Raw genomic sequence first — 15,221 nt, forward strand, 5'->3', positions numbered from 1 at the left:
CATGAACGTTTCCGCCTGGTCCATACGCAACCCGATTCCGGCGGTGATGCTGTTCGTGCTGCTCACCTTCGGGGGGCTGCTGTCGTTCAACGCGATGAAGGTGCAGAACTTTCCGGACATCGACCTGCCGACCGTGACGGTCTCGGCCTCGCTGCCCGGCGCCGCGCCTTCGCAGCTGGAGACCGACGTCGCGCGCAAGCTCGAGAACTCCATCGCCACGGTGCAGGGCCTGAAGCACATCACAACCAAGGTGCAGGACGGCGCCGCCACGCTGATCGTCGAGTTCCGTCTCGAGAAGCCGGTGCAGGAGGCCGTGGACGACGTGCGCTCCGCGGTGCAGCGCGTGCGCGCCGACCTGCCGGCCGACGTGCGCGACCCTGTGGTCACCAAGCTCGACTTCGCGGCGCAGCCGGTGCTGGCCTTCACCATCGCCTCTTCGGCCATGGACGCCGAGGCGCTGAGCTGGTACGTCGACAACGACGTCACCAAGAAGCTGCTCGCGCTGCCCGGCGTGGGCGCGGTGAACCGCGTGGGTGGCGTCACGCGCCAGGTGCACATCGATCTCGACCCGTCCAGGCTGCAGGCGCTGGGCGCCTCGGCGGCCGATATCTCTCGCCAGCTGCGCCAGGTGCAGACCGAGAGCGCGGGCGGCCGCTTCGACCTGGGCGGCAGCGAGCAGCCGGTGCGCACCATGGCCACGGTGAAGTCGGCCGACCAGCTCGCCGACATGCAGATCGTGCTGAGCGACGGCCGCCGCATCCGCCTGGACCAGGTGGCGCGCGTGAGCGACACCATCGCCGAGCCGCGCGCGGCCGCGTTGCTCAACGGCAAGCCGGTGGTCGGCTTCGAGGTGGCACGCAGCCGCGGCGCCAGCGAAGTCGAGGTGGGCCACGCGGTGATGAAGGCGCTGGACGACATGCGCGCCGCGCGCCCCGACATCGAGCTGACCGAGGCCTTCAACTTCGTCGATCCGGTGGAAGAGGAATACAACGGCTCGCTGCACCTGCTGTACGAGGGCGCCATCCTCGCGGTGGTGGTGGTGTGGCTCTTCCTGCGCGACTGGCGCGCCACCTTCGTCTCGGCCATCGCGCTGCCGATGTCGGTGATTCCGGCCTTCATCGGCATGCACCTGCTGGGCTTCTCGGTGAACGTGATCTCGCTGCTGGCGCTGTCGCTGGTGGTCGGCATATTGGTGGACGACGCCATCGTGGAGGTCGAGAACATCGTGCGCCACCTGCGCATGGGCAAGACGCCCTACCAGGCGGCGATGGAGGCGGCCGACGAGATCGGGCTGGCGGTGATCGCCACCACCTTCACGCTGATCGCGGTGTTCCTGCCCACCGCCTTCATGAGCGGCGTGGCCGGCAAGTTCTTCAAGCAGTTCGGCTGGACGGCATCGCTGGCGGTGTTCGCCTCGCTGGTGGTCGCGCGGGTGCTCACGCCGATGATGGCGGCCTACATGCTCAAACCCGTGGTCGGTGCCGAGAAGGAGCCGGGCTGGCTGCGCTGGTACATGCGCGCTGTGGAGTGGAGCACGCACAACCGCTTCAAGACGATGGTGCTCGCCACCCTCTTCTTCTTCGGCTCGCTGGCGATGATCCCGCTGCTCAAGACGGGCTTCATTCCGCCCGACGACAACTCGCAGACGCAGATCTACCTGTCGCTGCCGCCTGGCTCCACGCTGGCGCAGACCACGGCCGCGGCGGAAGAAACGCGCAACCGCGTGATGAAGATCCGGCACGTGAAGAGCGTCTACACCACGGTGGCCGGCGGCAGCGCGGGCGGCGACCCCTTCGCGAACTTCGGCACGCCCGAGACGCGCAAGGCCACGCTCACCATCAAGCTCGACCCGCGCGGCGACCGGCCGCGCAAGCAGGTGATCGAGAACGAGATCCGCGCGGCGCTCGAAACCCTGCCCGGCGTGCGCAGCACGGTGGGCCTGGGCGGCTCGGGCGAGAAGTACATCCTGGCGCTCACGGGCGAGGACCCGGTGGCGCTGTCGAGTGCGGCGAGCGCGGTCGAGAAGGACCTGCGCACCATCCCCGGCCTGGGCAACATCACCTCCACCGCGAGCCTGATCCGCCCCGAGATCGCCGTGCGCCCCGACTTCGCGCGCGCCGCCGACCTGGGCGTGACCAGCGCCGCCATCGCCGAGACGCTGCGCGTGGCGACGCTGGGCGACTACGACCAGTCGCTGGCCAAGCTCAACCTCGCGCAGCGGCAGGTGCCCATCGTGGTGAAGCTGGAAGACTCGGCCCGCAAGGACATCGACCTGCTCGGGCGCCTGTCGGTGCCGGGCACGCGTGGGCCGGTCATGCTGAACCAGGTAGCCTCGCTGAGCATGGAAGGTGGACCGGCCGTCATCGACCGCTACGACCGCTCGCGCAACGTGAACTTCGAGATCGAGCTCTCCGGCGTCGGCCTGGGCGACGCGAAGGACGCGGTGCAGAAGCTGCCCTCGATCCAGAAACTGCCGCCGGGCGTGCGCATCGCCGAGGTGGGCGACGCCGAAGTCATGACCGAGCTGTTCGCCAGCTTCGGCCTGGCCATGCTCACCGGCGTGCTGTGCATCTACATCGTGCTGGTGCTGCTGTTCAAGGACTTCCTGCACCCGGTGACCATCCTGTGCGCGCTGCCGCTCGCGCTGGGCGGTGCCTTCGTGGGCCTGCTGATCGGGCAGAAGGCGCTGTCGATGCCCTCGCTGATCGGCCTGATCATGCTGATGGGCATCGCGACGAAGAACTCCATTCTTCTGGTGGAATACGCCATCGTGGCGCGCCGCGACCACGGCATGAACCGCTGGGACGCCCTGCGCGACGCCTGCCACAAGCGCGCCCGCCCCATCATCATGACCACGCTGGCCATGGGCGCGGGCATGCTGCCCATCGCGGTCGGCTTCGGCGCGGCCGACTCCAGCTTCCGCTCGCCGATGGCGATGGCGGTGATCGGCGGCCTCATCACCTCCACCGTGCTGAGCCTGCTGGTGGTGCCTGCAGTCTTCACCTACATCGACGACATCGAGCACTGGATCAAGCGCACCGTGCGCAAGTTGCGCGGTCAGCCGGCGGACCCGCACATCGACGACGATCTGGTCGAAACGCCTGCGCCTGGGCGGTAAGCGGAACCTTCCGGCACAAACAAAAAAGCTGCGGCAAATGCCGCAGCTTTTTTTTGGCCTGACCCCGGACGGGCCCGGGAGGGGATCAGGCGTCCATCTGCGCCAGCTTCGCCAGCTTGCGTTCGCTCATGCGCTTTGCCAGGCGCGGGAGGATGAGCACTGCCACCACGATGACGATCAGCACGATCGACATCGGGCGCTGGAAGAACACCGCCGCGCTGCCCTCGCCGATCGACATGGCGTTGCGCAGCTGCGCTTCGGCCAGCGGGCCGAGGATCATGCCGACCACAACGGGAGCGGTGGGGAAGTCGAAGCGGCGCATCACCACGCCCAGGATGCCAATGGCGTACAGCAGGAACAGGTCGAAAGCGCTCTGGCGCATGCCGTAGGCACCCACCGTCGCGAAGATCAGGATGCCGGCGTAGAGCTGGGGCTTCGGAATCTTCAGCAGCTTGACCCACAGGCCGACCATCGGCAGGTTCAGCACCAGCAGCATCACGTTGCCGATGTAGAGCGACGCGATCAGCGCCCACACCAGAGCCGCCGAGGTGGTGAAGAGCTGCGGACCCGGCTGGATGCCGTAGTTCTGGAACGCGCCCAGCAGGATGGCGGTGGTGTTCGAGGTGGGAATGCCCAGCGTGAGCAGCGGGATCAGCGCGGCCGTCACCGTGGCATTGTTGGCGGCCTCGGGGCCGGCCACGCCTTCGATGGCGCCGCTGGTGCCGAACTCGGCCTTGGCTTCCGCGTCCTTGGCGAGCTTCTTCTCGGTGGCGTAGCTCAGGAAGGTCGGGATCTCCGTGCCGCCGGCCGGAATGCAGCCGAAGGGCGTGCCGATGGCGGTGCCGCGCAGCCAGGCAGGAATGGAGCGCTTCCAGTCGCGCTTGGTCATGTGCACGCGGCTGAGCTTGTTCTGGCCCTCGACCACGCGGCCTTCGTACAGCACGGCGTACAGCACCTCGGCCACGGCGAACAGGCCCACGGCCACCAGCACGATCTCGATGCCGTCGAGCAGCTCGGGAATGCCGCCGGTGTAGCGGCCCTGGCCCGAGATCTGGTCGAGGCCGATGCAGCCTGCCGCGAGGCCGACGAACAGCGCCGTCATGCCGCGCAGCGTGCTCTTGCCGAGCACCGCGCTCACGGTGGTGAAGGCCAGCAGCATCAGCAGGAAGTATTCCGGCGGGCCGAGCTTGACGGCGAAGTCGGCCACGAAGGGCGCGAACAGCGTGACGACGACGGTGGCAATGGTGCCGGCCACGAAGGAGCCGATGGCCGCCGTGGCGAGCGCCGCGCCTGCCCGGCCGCTCTTGGCCATCTTGTTGCCCTCCATCGCCGTCACCATGCTGGCGGTCTCGCCGGGCGTGTTCAGCAGGATGGAAGTGGTCGAGCCGCCGTACATGGCGCCGTAGTAGATGCCCGAGAAGAAGATCATCGAGGCCGTGATGTCGACCTTGCCGGTGATCGGCAGCAGCATGGCCACCGCCACCGCAGGGCCGATGCCGGGCAGCACGCCGACGGCCGTGCCCAGCGCACAGCCGACCAGGCACCAGAGGAGATTGACGGGGGTGATGGCGGCTGCGAAGCCGGCCATGAGGGCGTTGAAGATTTCCATGTCAGGCCTCCCGCCGGGCCGCCCCAAGGGAGGCCTGCGCCCCCTCGGGGGGCAGCGAATACACGAAGTGATGAGCGTTGGGGGTCATATCAAATCCACCCGGTGTTGGTGAGGCCAGGCAGGTTGATGGCCAGGAATTGCGTGAACATCCAGAACACCGGGGCGGAGATCACCGCGCCGGTGATGAAGTCGGTCGCCCAGGTCCGCGGCGAATTGACACCGGCCTGCCCGCTCGCGCGGCGCAGCCCCTGCACGGCCAGCAGGTAGCACAGCGTGCAGCTCAGGATGAAGCCCAGCGTGGTGATGAGCGCCGCATTGAGCAGCAGCCCCGCCGACACCCAGATGAAGCCGGGCCAGTAGGCGTGCTCGGCGCCCGAGGGTGCGTCGAGCTCGCGGAAGCCGCCGGTGCGCGCCTCCCACAGGATCCAAGCGCCGCACAGCACGAGCACCACGGACACCAGCCAGGGCAGGAAGTTGGGGCCGACGCCGCCGTAGCCCGCGTCGGAGGAAATGCCGATGGCGCCGAAAGCCAGCGCCAGGCCGGTCAGCAGCACGCCGGCGCCGACCAGGGTTTGCGGCCACGTGGCCGCGGGTTGCGGCGGGGCCGAGGAGTCTGGAGTTGTCATTTTTTCTCCCGGGAATGTGGAGCTGGATTTGAAAACGGCACGCTGTCGTCTCTTGCGAGGACAGCGCGCCGTGGGGCGGGCCAGTAGCAGTGCAAGCGCCGCGGGGTCAGACCATGCCGGACTTCGTCATGATGGCCCGCAGGCTCGCGAAGTCGTCGTCGACGAACTTGGCGAAGGCATCGCCCGAGAGCACGGCCGGGGTCCAGTCGTTCTTCTTGAGCGATTCGGCCCACGAGGAGCTCTTCATGGCGGCCAGCACCATGTCGGTCAGTGCCTTGCGCTGCTCGGCCGAGATGCCGGGGGCACCGTAGACGCCGCGCCAGTTGCCGATTTCCACGTCGATGCCCTGCTCCTTCAGCGTGGGCACGTTCACGCCCGGCAGGCGCTGGGCCGAGGTGACGGCGATGGGCTTCATCTTGCCGGCGGCGATGTATTCGGCGAACTCGCTGTAGCCGCTGCCGCCGACGGTGACGTTGCCGCCCAGGATGGCGGCGGTGGCCTCGCCGCCCCCGCGGAAGGCGACGTAGTTGATCTTGGACGGATCAGCGCCGACCTTCTGCGCGATCATGGCCGCGGCGATGTGCTCGGTGGAGCCGCGCGAACCGCCGCCCCACTTGACGCTGCCCGGGTCCTTCTTGAGCTGCTCGACCACGTCCTTCATGGTCTTGAACGGCGAGTTGGCCGGCAGCACGAACACGTTGTATTCGGTGGTCAGGCGCGCGATGGGCGTGGCCTGCGACAGGTTGACCGGCGGCTTGCCGGTGATGATGCCGCCCAGCATGACCGAGCCCATGACCATCAGCGCGTTGGCGTCGCCCTTGGAGCCGTTGACGAACTGGGCCAGGCCCAGCGCGCCGGCAGCGCCGCCCTTGTTGTCGTAGGTGACGGTGTCGGCCACCTTGGCGTCGGTCAGCGCCTTGCCCAGGGCACGGCCGGTGGTGTCCCAGCCGCCGCCCGGGTTGGCCGGGATCATCATCTTGACGTTGGCGGCCGCGCGAGCCGACAGTGGCAGGGCTCCGACGGCGGCCATGGCGGCCAGTGACTTCAGAAAGGTGTCGCGACGCATGCTGGGGTCTCCTGATTGGAAGGAACTTGAAAGGAAGCTGACTTGTAGCTGAGCGCTATCATGCGCCGCCCCGCTGTCAGTTGGCTGTCCGCCAGACTGGGGAAAACACCAAAGTACGCCCTCCCGACGCCAACGTATGAAGCTGCTGCTGGTCGAAGACGACCCCACGATGCAAATCACCCTGCAGCGCACCCTGGGACGCCGCCGCATCGACGTGCGCGTGTGCGGCGACGGCGCCGAGGCCGTCACGCAGTGGCGCGCCATCGAGCCCGACGTGGTCGCCCTCGACCTGAGCCTGCCCAACCTCGACGGCCTGCAGGTGCTGGCCCAGGCCCGCGCCGAGGGCCTGCGCACGCCGGTGCTGCTGCTGACGGCGCGCGGCACGGTGGGCGACCGCATCGTCGGCCTGAACGCCGGCGCCGACGACTACCTGCCCAAGCCCTTCGACCTCGACGAGCTGGAAGCCCGCATCCGCGCGCTGCGCCGGCGCAGCCACGGCGTTGCCGGACAGGACGCGGGGCTGAACCCGCAGGAGATCGGTGGGCTGCGCTTCGAGCCCGACAACGGCGCCATCTACAACCGCGCCGAGCTGCTCGAGCTGACCCCGCGCGAACTGGCCCTGCTGAAGGCGCTGATGATGAAGCCCGGCCACGCCGTGACCAAGGAGCGCCTCTTCGAGCTGGTGTTTCCGGGCGAGACCGACGTGCAGTACGAGGCCATCGAGGTGGTGGTGTACCGGCTGCGCAAGAAGCTGGTGGGCACCGGCGCCGTGCTGATGACGATGCGCGGCCTGGGCTACCTGCTGCGACCCGAGACATGACCCGCATCTCCTCGCTTCGCGCGCGGCTGCTGCTCGGCATCCTCGCGCCGGTGGCGGTGTTCATCGTGATCAACAGCGTGAGCCTGTACCGCCAGAGCCTGGCTGCCGCCACCACGGCCTACGACCGCACGCTGCTGGCGTCGGCCAAGACCATCGGCGAGCAGCTCGACGTGGAGGGCTACGACGATATGGCGCGGCTGCGCGCCATCGTGCCCTATTCCGCGCTGGAGGCCTTCGAGGCCGACAACCGCAGCCGGCTCTTCTACCGGGTCTCGGCGCTCGACGGCGAGATGATCTCGGGCTTTGCCGAGCTGCCCTTCTGGCACGGCCGCATTCCGGACCGGGGCGCGTATTCGGCGCTGGTCGACTTCTACGACGCGCAATTCCGCAACCAGCCGGTGCGCGTTGCGGTGCTGCTGCAGCCGGTGGCCAGCGCCACCGGCCGCGGCATGGCCGTGGTGCAGGTGGCCGAGACGCTGGAGCTGCGCGAAACGCTGGTGCGCAAGCTTCTCATCGACACGCTGTGGCGCCAGCTGCTGCTGATGGGTGTGATCGCGCTGGTGACCGTGTTCGTGGTGCAGCGCGCCACGCGGCCGGTTCGCGAGCTGGGCGAAGCCATCGAGCGGCGCCAGGCCGACGACCTCTCGCCCATCGACGCGCCCGACGCGCCGCGCGAATTGCGCCCGCTGATCGATGCCACCACCCAGGTCATGGGCCGGCTGCAGCGGCTGCTGGACCACCAGAAGCGCTTCGTGCGCGACAGCGCCCACCAGCTGCGAACGCCGCTGGCGGTGCTCAAGGCGCAGGTGCAGTCCGCCCAGCGCGGCGATGTGGCGCCCGGGCAGGCGCTGGACGAGATCAGCGGCACCGTCGAGCGCGCGACCATGCTGGCCAACCAGATGCTGTCGCTCGCCAAGGTGGAACAACTGCGCCAGCAGCCGGAATCGGTGACGCTGGATTTCGGCGAGGTGGCGCGCAACATCGCGCTCGACCTCTCGCCGCTGGTGGCCGACAAGGCGCTCGACTTCGAGCTCGCCATCGACGAGCCCGTGCCGGTGCGCGCCCACCAGTGGATGCTGCAGGAGCTCACGCGCAACCTGCTGCACAACGCGATCAAGCAGAGCCCGCCGGTCGCCGCGCTGTCGGTGGCGGTGCGCCCCGAAGGCGCCGACGCGGTGCTGGTGGTGCGAGACGGCGGCCCCGGCATCTCGCCCGAGCTGCGCCAGCGCCTCTTCGCGCCCTTCGCGGCGGGCAGCACCTCCAGCGGATCGGGGCTGGGGCTGGCGATCTGCCGCGAGATCGTGCTGGCGCTGGGCGGGCGCATCAGCCTGGACAACCGCACCGCCCCCGACGGCAGCGGACGGGTCGTCGGGCTGGACGCCGTCGTGCACCTTCCGCTCGCGTCGCCGCAGAAGGCGCTGTCGCGGCAAAATGCCTGACCTCCACTCCTCGACTTTCATGGACCGTCTGCGCATCGACAAATGGCTCTGGGCCGCCCGCTTCTTCAAGACGCGCTCGCTGGCCGCGGAGGAAATCGGCAAGAACCGCGTGCAGGTGAACGGGGACATCGCCAAGGCCTCGCGCGAAGTGAAGGCGGGCGACACCGTCGCCATGCGAATGGGCCCGCTGACACGGACGGTGACGGTGCGCGGCCTCAGCGGCCAGCGCGGGCCGGCGCCGGTGGCGCAGCAGCTCTATGAAGAAACAGCCGAGAGCCTGGCGGCGCAGGCCGCCTTTCGCGAGATGCGCCGCGCGGGCATCGAGCCGGCCCTGGCCATCGAACAGGGCCGCCCCACCAAGCGCGACCGGCGCGAGCTCGACGGCGCGGTGCGCCAGCATGCCGAATGGGACAACCGCTGGAGCGCATCGCTGCCCGCGGACGACGAGGAGTCCTGACCGATCGCTTACGCTGTGGGCTTCGTTGTTCTTCACCACGGAGTCCCGCTACATGGCCAGCTTCAAGAAATACCGCGTAGGCGGCAAGTTCAAGCTCTCCCACATCGACCCCGACGACACGCCCTTCTGCGAGGGCGACGAGAACGCGCAGCGCACCGAACTCGATGCCCTCGCCGTGGAACTCGACGAACTGCAGGACCTGCTGAACGCCGAGGGCAAGCGCAAGCTGCTGCTGGTGCTGCAGGGCATGGACACCAGCGGCAAGGACGGCACCGTGCGCTGGGTGTTCTCGCGCACCTCGCCGCTGGGCGTGCGCGTGACGGCCTTCAAGGCCCCCACCGTGGACGAACGCGCGCGCGACTACCTCTGGCGCTGCCACGCGGTGGTGCCGCGCACCGGCGAAATCATGGTGTGGAACCGCAGCCACTACGAGGACGTGCTGGTGCCCGTGGTAGAGGGGTGGATCGACAAGGCCGAGGCGAAGCGCCGCTACGCGCAGATCAACGACTTCGAACGCCTGCTCACCGAAACCGGCACGGTGGTGGTCAAGTGCATGCTGCACATCGACAAGGACGAGCAGCGCGAGCGCCTGCAGGCGCGCATCGACACGCCCGGCAAGCAATGGAAGTTCAGCATGGACGACCTGGAGGTGCGCACCAAGTGGAGCGCCTACCAGCAGGCCTACCAGAACGCGCTGGTCGCCACCTCGACCGATCACGCGCCGTGGCACGTGGTGCCCGCCAACAGCAAGCGTCACCGCAACGTGATGATCGCGCAGCTGCTGGTGAAGACGATGCGGCAGATGAAGCTCAAGCCGCCGCCGCCGGATCCTGCCCTCAAGGGAATGATCGTCAAGTAGGAAGAAAAACGGACCCGCATCGCGGGCCCGTTTCTTCATCAAGCCGCAGGATTTCAGGACCGGCGCATTGCCGCCTGCGCCAGCACGCGGCACTTGCCGAACTCGCAGCGCACCGCCCAGGTTCCGCCGTTGTCGCAAGGCACGTTGTAGGTTTCGTAGCCGGGGCCCTTGGCCGTGAGCTCGGCGCGCGGCTGCAGGTTGCAGCGGCCGGCCTTGGCCAGCGTTTCGACGTTGTAGGTGTCGACGCCGGTGCGGCGCGGCTTGACGATCACGCCCGGGTCGAAGGTGTTGCCGTAGAAGGTGTCGCGCACGTTCGGGTCGAGGTTGCGGTAACCGCGCTTGGCCATGCAATGCACGATGGCGATCTGCTGGTGCTCGGCGATCAGCTCCGAGCTGGGACGGCCGTTCCAGTCGATGATGGCCGCGGTGATGCCGGTGTACGAAGCCGCGGCGACGATGCCCTGCCCGTGCACGGTGATCAGGCCCAGGCCCAGCGCGCCCCACATGGCGTCGCCGGTTTCGCTGCGTGCGGTGATGCGGTTGGCGGCGGTGCGGCACTCGGCCACGTCGTTGTCGTAGCGCACCTTGTCCACGCCTTCCATGGCCACCATCGGCACATAGGAGGTGCCCCTGCCCGTTCCGGGTTCGGTGGGGGTGGTCGGAGCGCTGGCGCAACCGGCCAGGGCCACGGCGGCAAACGCAATGCTCAGCAACAGCTTCATGCAATCCCTCGTCTTCTTCGCGATAGTTGCGCGGATTTAACCATACATATAGTTACTCTTGAATCGTCTTGTCGTGAATGCACGACGGCCGGCCCCATGGAAGCGGCATGCGACGATGCTTGGCACAGGCACCTCCCACAAATGACGATCCAGACTCCCGGCAAGCTCCTTCTCCCTTTCCTCACCGGCTGCGTGATGGCCGTTCACTCCCTTTGTGCCGCGGCGCAGACGCCCGCCGACCTGGCCCGCAGGAACGCCTGCATGGCCTGCCACGGCCTGGTGCACAAGCAGGTCGGCCCGGGTTTCGCGCAGATTGCCGAGCGCTATCGAGGCGACGCCGAGGCGGCCGCCCGGCTGGCCGGAAAGATCCGCGACGGCAGCGTGGGCACCTGGGGCCGCGTGATCATGCCCAGGCAGCCCCAGGTCTCGCAGGCCGATGCGCAGCTGCTGTCGCAGTGGATCCTGTCGCAGCCCACACCGCGCTGAGGCCCATCAGGGGGTGCGGCCTCGCCCGATCGGTAACAAAGTGAGAAAATAGGTTACATAAACCTCCACGCCGGCTTCGGCCGCGGCACTTTCCAGCATCCCTTGAACTACCGCCCCGCACCCTTCTTCGCCAACGTGGTGCTCGTTCTCTCGATCGCACTGCTGGGCATCATCGGCGCCTACCTGGTCGGGGCAACCGGCGTGCGGCAGACCGACGCGCTGCTGCACATGACGCACGCCGACTGGCAGGTCGAGGACGCGTCGGGCTACACCTCGCCGCCCCTCAGGCAGGACGGCAGCGCCCTGCCGCATGACTGGAAGAAGGTCGAGCTGCCGCTGGCCCTGCCCATCGCGCTTTTGAGCCAGGCCGAAAACACTTCCACCAGCACCACCCGCACCACCTGGATCAGGCTCGGCACCCGCGGCCTGCCGGCCAGTTCCGGCCCGCTGGCGCTGTACGGCGCGCGCATCAAGACCGACGGCACCATCGCCGTCTATGCCGACGGCCACCTCGTCCATCGCGCGCAGCAGTCGGGCCCGCTGTGGAACAGCACCCGCACGCCGCTGTGGGTGCCGCTCGACGACCACGGCGCCGCCGGCAACGCCCCGCCCGCCGAGATCCTCCTGCGCCTGGAGCACACGCGCAGCGCCCAGGTGGCGCTGTCCTCGCTGTGGATCGGCCCGGTCGATGCGCTCAGGGGCCGCCACGGCATGCGCCAGTGGCTGCAGCAGGAACTGCCCGCGATGCTGGGCGCGGCCTTCATGGCGGTGGGCGTGTTCGCCCTCTTCGTCTGGTTCAGGCGCCGCGACGAGACCGGCTACCTGCTCTTCTTCAATCTCTCGGCCACTTCCTTCATGCGGGGGCTGCACTTCTACGTGAGCCTGCCGGTGCTCAACGACTGGTTCGCGTGGCTGACCGTCAACTCGCTCTTCTGGCTGGTGATGGTCGTGCACTTCTTCCTGCGCCAGCTGCATGGGCGGCAGCTCGTGTGGCTTACCCGCGGCGTGGTCGCGACGACGGCGGCCATCGGCATCGTCACGATCCCCGGCCTCGCCATCGTGCAGAACACGCCGCAGGTCACGCCGCTGATCTACGCGGTGGCCGCGATGATGGGCACCGCCGTGTGCCTCGTAGGCGGCGTCAGCGCATGGCGCCGCTCCCACGAGGGCCGGCTGGTGGCGGTCGGCATCGGCATCTGCGTGCTGCTCGGCGTGACCGACTGGCTGCTGCAGAACAACTTCATCAGCCCCGAAGGCTGGTATCTCGGCGCGTACACCAACGCCGTCACCTTCAGCGTGTTCGGCGTGCTGATGTACCGCCGCTACGTGCACGCCATCGGCGAAGTCGAGGAGCTCAACGCGAGCCTCGCGCACCGCCTGCAGGCGCGCGAGGCCGAGCTCGAACTCAGCCACCGCCGCCTGCGCGAAGTCGAGCGCCTGCAGACCATCAGCGACGAGCGCCAGCGGCTGATGCAGGACATGCACGACGGGCTGGGCTCCTCTCTGATCAGCGCCATCCGCTCGGTCGAGGGCGGCGGCATGAGCGACGACAGGGTCTCGCAGATCCTCAAGAGCTGCCTGGACGACCTGAAGCTCACGCTCGATTCGCTGGAGCCCATCGAGGCCGACCTGCTCCTGCTGCTGGCCACCCTGCGCTACCGGCTCGAACCGCGCCTCGAAGGCACCGGCGTCTCGCTGCGCTGGGAAGTGCAGGAGCTGCCCGCGCTGGAGTGGCTGGACCCGTCGAGCGCGCTGCACATCCTGCGCATCGTGCAGGAGAGCATCTCGAACATCCTTCGCCACACGCGCGCGACAGAGATCCGCGTCGGAACCTCGCTCGACGGCGCGGGCGTGCGCGTGACCATCGAGGACAACGGACAGGGCTTCGACGTAGACAAGGCCATGGCCTCGTCATCGGGCCGGGGCCTGCAGAACCAGCGCCGGCGCGCGCGCTCGATCCACGGCACCGTGAGCTGGGAAGCGCTCTCGACGGGAACGCGCTTCGTGCTGTGGCTGCCGCTGCGGCGGCAAGCTCAGGCGGCCTGACGGACGGCAGCGACTTCCGCGCGCGAGACGATCCCGCGCAGATCCGCTCCGGCGGCCAGAGTGCCCATCACTCCAGCGTGCCGACCACCAAGGCGCGATTCGATGAAGCGCTGCACGATCGCGCCATCGCTGTGCTTGCACATCTCGCTCGCCTGCAGCGCGAGCGCCATGCGCGTCACGATCGCGCGCGAGTTGCCTTCATCGATCGCACCCGCAGCAAAGTCGTCACGCAGGCTCGCGATGAACTTCGCGTGCGCCGCATTGCCCGCCGCTTCCGGCACCGAGACCTCGTCGAGGAAGACTTCGAGCGAGCCCTTCTCGCGCCCGAGCGCGCGCACCACGTCCATGCACATCATGTTCGTCGTGCCTTCCCAGATCGAATTGAGCGGCGCTTCGCGGTACAGGCGCGCGATGGGGTTCTCCATGATGAAGCCGTTGCCGCCATGGACCTGCAGCGCCTCGTAGACGAAGTACGTTGCGCGTTGGCAGTTCCAGTACTTCACCACCGGCGTCGCCACGCGCGCCAGAAGCCGCTCACGTTCGTCAGTCACCATGCCGTCGGTCGCGCGCGCCACGCGCATCGCCGAGAGCATCGCGGCTTCGCTTTCGAGTGCGAGGTCCGCCAGCACGTTGGTCTGCATGGGCAGGTCGGCCATGCGGCGGCCGAAGCCGTCGCGCGTCGATGCGTGGCCGATCGCCAGCGTCAGCGCCTGCCGCATCAGGCCGGCCGAGCCGACCGCGAAGTCCAGCCGCGTCAGATGCGCGTGCGAGAGGATCTCGCGGATGCCGCGGCCCTCCTCGCCCACCAGCATCGCCCAGGTCCTGTTGAACTCGACCTCGCTCGATGCGTTGGAGCGGTTGCCGCACTTGTCCTTCAGGCGCTGTACCGCGACGCGGTTGGCGCTGCCGTCGGGCAAAAAGCGCGGCACGAAGAGGCAGCTCACGCCCGACTTCGTCTGGGCCAGCGTGTAGAAGCCGTCGGAGGTGGGCACCGAGAAGAACCACTTGTGGCCGGTGATGCTGTAGACCTGCACGCCGTTCTTCTCGGTTCCGACGAAGGTGGCGGTGGTCTGCGTCTGGCGCAGGTCGGAACCGCCCTGCTTCTCGGTCATGGCGTAGCCGATCACCGCGCCCGTCTTCTGTGAAAGGGGCAGGCGTCGCGGGTCGTACTTGCCGGAGAGCGTCTTCTCTCTCCACTGCGCGAACTCGGGCCTGCCTTCGAAGCCGGCACACGCGGCGTACGCCATGCCGGTGGGGCAGCCGGTGCCGTTCTCGACCTGGTTCCACAGGTAGCTGAGCACAGCCCGCGCGAAGTGGCCCGAGCCTTCGCTGGTGGTCCACGCAAGGCCGGGCACGCCATGCGCAAAGGCCAGGCTCATGAGCTGGTGCCATGCGGGATGGAACTCGACCCAGTCGAGCCGGTTGCCGAAGCGGTCGTGCGTGCGCAACTGCGGGTTGTGCTCGTTGGCCAGTCGCGCGAGGTCCTGCACCTGCTCGTCGCCTGCGAGTGCACCGAGGGCCGTCGCATGCGGAATGCTCCACGGTGCATGACGCTCGACGAGCTCCCGTAGCGCCACGTCGCCGGTGAATGCGTTGTGGCCGATGCATGGCTCGGCCTGGTTGAATACCTTGTGCGTTTCGACGCCCGTTTCGACGCCATTGGCGAGCGAAAACTGGAACGCCAGTTCGGTGCTCTCGAGAGGCATGTTCATGAAGGTCTCCAATGAGTGGCGGCAAGGTGGCTGCGCCGCGGAGCATGGTGAATCATTCCTCGCCGTTCGTGAACCTGATCTTTCCCGGGGCCCTTTCGTGAGCCGCCGAATGGCACAGCCTTTGCTTGACCGGGACATCGAGGCCGGAGGCTTCCCGCTTCCACCAAGATCGCGCTGTAATCACCGGAACAAGGCGGCCTTGCTCACCATTCAGGTGCCATCGATCGGTCGGACGACGCTGGATGGATGCGTGGCAATCGC

The 15,221-nt window shown here is 68.2% G+C and carries 12 protein-coding genes; 7 read left to right on the forward strand and 5 right to left on the reverse strand.

The features are described from left to right. Position 1: 1 nt before the first annotated feature. Positions 2 to 3,118: an efflux RND transporter permease subunit gene (locus tag ABL844_RS18455; protein ID WP_184637374.1), complete on the forward strand. Its 3,117-nt coding sequence runs from the start codon at positions 2 to 4 to the stop codon at positions 3,116 to 3,118. An 85-nt stretch (positions 3,119 to 3,203) separates the two neighbouring features. Here ABL844_RS18455 and ABL844_RS18460 read toward each other — a convergent pair whose 3' ends face one another. From ABL844_RS18460 to ABL844_RS18470, 3 genes are all read right to left on the reverse strand, one after another. After that, positions 3,204 to 4,727 (reverse strand): tripartite tricarboxylate transporter permease, encoded by a 1,524-nt coding sequence (locus ABL844_RS18460; protein ID WP_126023886.1) that lies wholly within the window; start codon positions 4,725 to 4,727, stop codon positions 3,204 to 3,206. An 89-nt stretch (positions 4,728 to 4,816) separates the two neighbouring features. Beyond that, positions 4,817 to 5,353 (reverse strand): tripartite tricarboxylate transporter TctB family protein, encoded by a 537-nt coding sequence (locus ABL844_RS18465; RefSeq protein WP_418128434.1) that lies wholly within the window; start codon positions 5,351 to 5,353, stop codon positions 4,817 to 4,819. 106 nt (positions 5,354 to 5,459) lie between these two features. Further along, positions 5,460 to 6,419 carry a Bug family tripartite tricarboxylate transporter substrate binding protein gene (locus ABL844_RS18470; protein ID WP_126023884.1) on the reverse strand — a complete coding sequence of 320 codons (960 nt, stop codon included), beginning with the start codon at positions 6,417 to 6,419 and terminating at the stop codon, positions 5,460 to 5,462. 136 nt (positions 6,420 to 6,555) lie between these two features. Here ABL844_RS18470 and ABL844_RS18475 point away from each other — a divergent pair, with 136 nt between their 5' ends. The 4 genes from ABL844_RS18475 to ABL844_RS18490 are packed head-to-tail and all read left to right on the forward strand — an operon-like array spanning position 6,556 to position 9,994. Further along, a complete protein-coding gene (locus tag ABL844_RS18475) occupies positions 6,556 to 7,239 on the forward strand; it encodes a response regulator (protein ID WP_418128435.1) in 684 nt (227 codons plus the stop codon). Then, positions 7,236 to 8,678, forward strand: a complete 1,443-nt coding sequence (locus ABL844_RS18480) for a sensor histidine kinase (protein ID WP_418128436.1) — start codon at positions 7,236 to 7,238, stop codon at positions 8,676 to 8,678. Before ABL844_RS18475 ends, ABL844_RS18480 begins: the two co-directional genes overlap by 4 nt. 19 nt (positions 8,679 to 8,697) lie before the next feature. Next, the gene (locus ABL844_RS18485; protein ID WP_126023881.1) at positions 8,698 to 9,135 is read left to right on the forward strand and encodes an RNA-binding S4 domain-containing protein; all 438 of its coding nucleotides are present in this window, start codon (positions 8,698 to 8,700) and stop codon (positions 9,133 to 9,135) included. 52 nt (positions 9,136 to 9,187) lie between these two features. Continuing rightward, entirely contained in the window at positions 9,188 to 9,994 is an 807-nt protein-coding gene (locus ABL844_RS18490; protein ID WP_126023880.1) for a PPK2 family polyphosphate kinase, read from the forward strand. Positions 9,995 to 10,047: 53 nt separating this feature from the next. Here the strand turns inward: ABL844_RS18490 and ABL844_RS18495 are convergent, their stop codons facing one another. Further along, complete coding sequence (locus ABL844_RS18495) at positions 10,048 to 10,716, reverse strand: hypothetical protein (protein WP_126023879.1); 669 nt, start codon at positions 10,714 to 10,716, stop codon at positions 10,048 to 10,050. Positions 10,717 to 10,857: 141 nt separating this feature from the next. On the opposite strand from ABL844_RS18495, the gene ABL844_RS18500 reads away from it, so the two are divergent. After that, complete coding sequence (locus tag ABL844_RS18500) at positions 10,858 to 11,202, forward strand: c-type cytochrome (RefSeq protein ID WP_418128437.1); 345 nt, start codon at positions 10,858 to 10,860, stop codon at positions 11,200 to 11,202. A 102-nt stretch (positions 11,203 to 11,304) separates the two neighbouring features. Next, positions 11,305 to 13,248 (forward strand): ATP-binding protein, encoded by a 1,944-nt coding sequence (locus ABL844_RS18505; RefSeq protein WP_418128438.1) that lies wholly within the window; start codon positions 11,305 to 11,307, stop codon positions 13,246 to 13,248. On the opposite strand, the gene ABL844_RS18510 is transcribed toward ABL844_RS18505, so the two are convergent. Then, positions 13,236 to 14,960: an acyl-CoA dehydrogenase family protein gene (locus tag ABL844_RS18510; protein WP_418128440.1), complete on the reverse strand. Its 1,725-nt coding sequence runs from the start codon at positions 14,958 to 14,960 to the stop codon at positions 13,236 to 13,238. The two genes, ABL844_RS18505 and ABL844_RS18510, sit on opposite strands and share 13 nt — an antisense overlap. Positions 14,961 to 15,221 lie beyond the last annotated feature (261 nt).

Origin of the sequence: Variovorax sp. 278MFTsu5.1 (genome assembly GCF_048305045.1) — a bacterium.
GTDB classification, from domain to species: Bacteria; Pseudomonadota; Gammaproteobacteria; order Burkholderiales; family Burkholderiaceae_C; genus Variovorax; species Variovorax guangxiensis.

Bases quoted from the DNA above. Each gene is read 5' to 3' on its own strand.
- ABL844_RS18455 (WP_184637374.1), top strand. From the start codon at position 2: ATGAACGTTTCCGCCTGGTCCATACGCAACCCGATTCCGGCGGTGATG.
- ABL844_RS18460 (WP_126023886.1), bottom strand. From the start codon at position 4,727: ATGGAAATCTTCAACGCCCTCATGGCCGGCTTCGCAGCCGCCATCACC.
- ABL844_RS18465 (WP_418128434.1), bottom strand. From the start codon at position 5,353: ATGACAACTCCAGACTCCTCGGCCCCGCCGCAACCCGCGGCCACGTGG.
- ABL844_RS18470 (WP_126023884.1), bottom strand. From the start codon at position 6,419: ATGCGTCGCGACACCTTTCTGAAGTCACTGGCCGCCATGGCCGCCGTC.
- ABL844_RS18475 (WP_418128435.1), top strand. From the start codon at position 6,556: ATGAAGCTGCTGCTGGTCGAAGACGACCCCACGATGCAAATCACCCTG.
- ABL844_RS18480 (WP_418128436.1), top strand. From the start codon at position 7,236: ATGACCCGCATCTCCTCGCTTCGCGCGCGGCTGCTGCTCGGCATCCTC.
- ABL844_RS18485 (WP_126023881.1), top strand. From the start codon at position 8,698: ATGGACCGTCTGCGCATCGACAAATGGCTCTGGGCCGCCCGCTTCTTC.
- ABL844_RS18490 (WP_126023880.1), top strand. From the start codon at position 9,188: ATGGCCAGCTTCAAGAAATACCGCGTAGGCGGCAAGTTCAAGCTCTCC.
- ABL844_RS18495 (WP_126023879.1), bottom strand. From the start codon at position 10,716: ATGAAGCTGTTGCTGAGCATTGCGTTTGCCGCCGTGGCCCTGGCCGGT.
- ABL844_RS18500 (WP_418128437.1), top strand. From the start codon at position 10,858: ATGACGATCCAGACTCCCGGCAAGCTCCTTCTCCCTTTCCTCACCGGC.
- ABL844_RS18510 (WP_418128440.1), bottom strand. From the start codon at position 14,960: ATGAACATGCCTCTCGAGAGCACCGAACTGGCGTTCCAGTTTTCGCTC.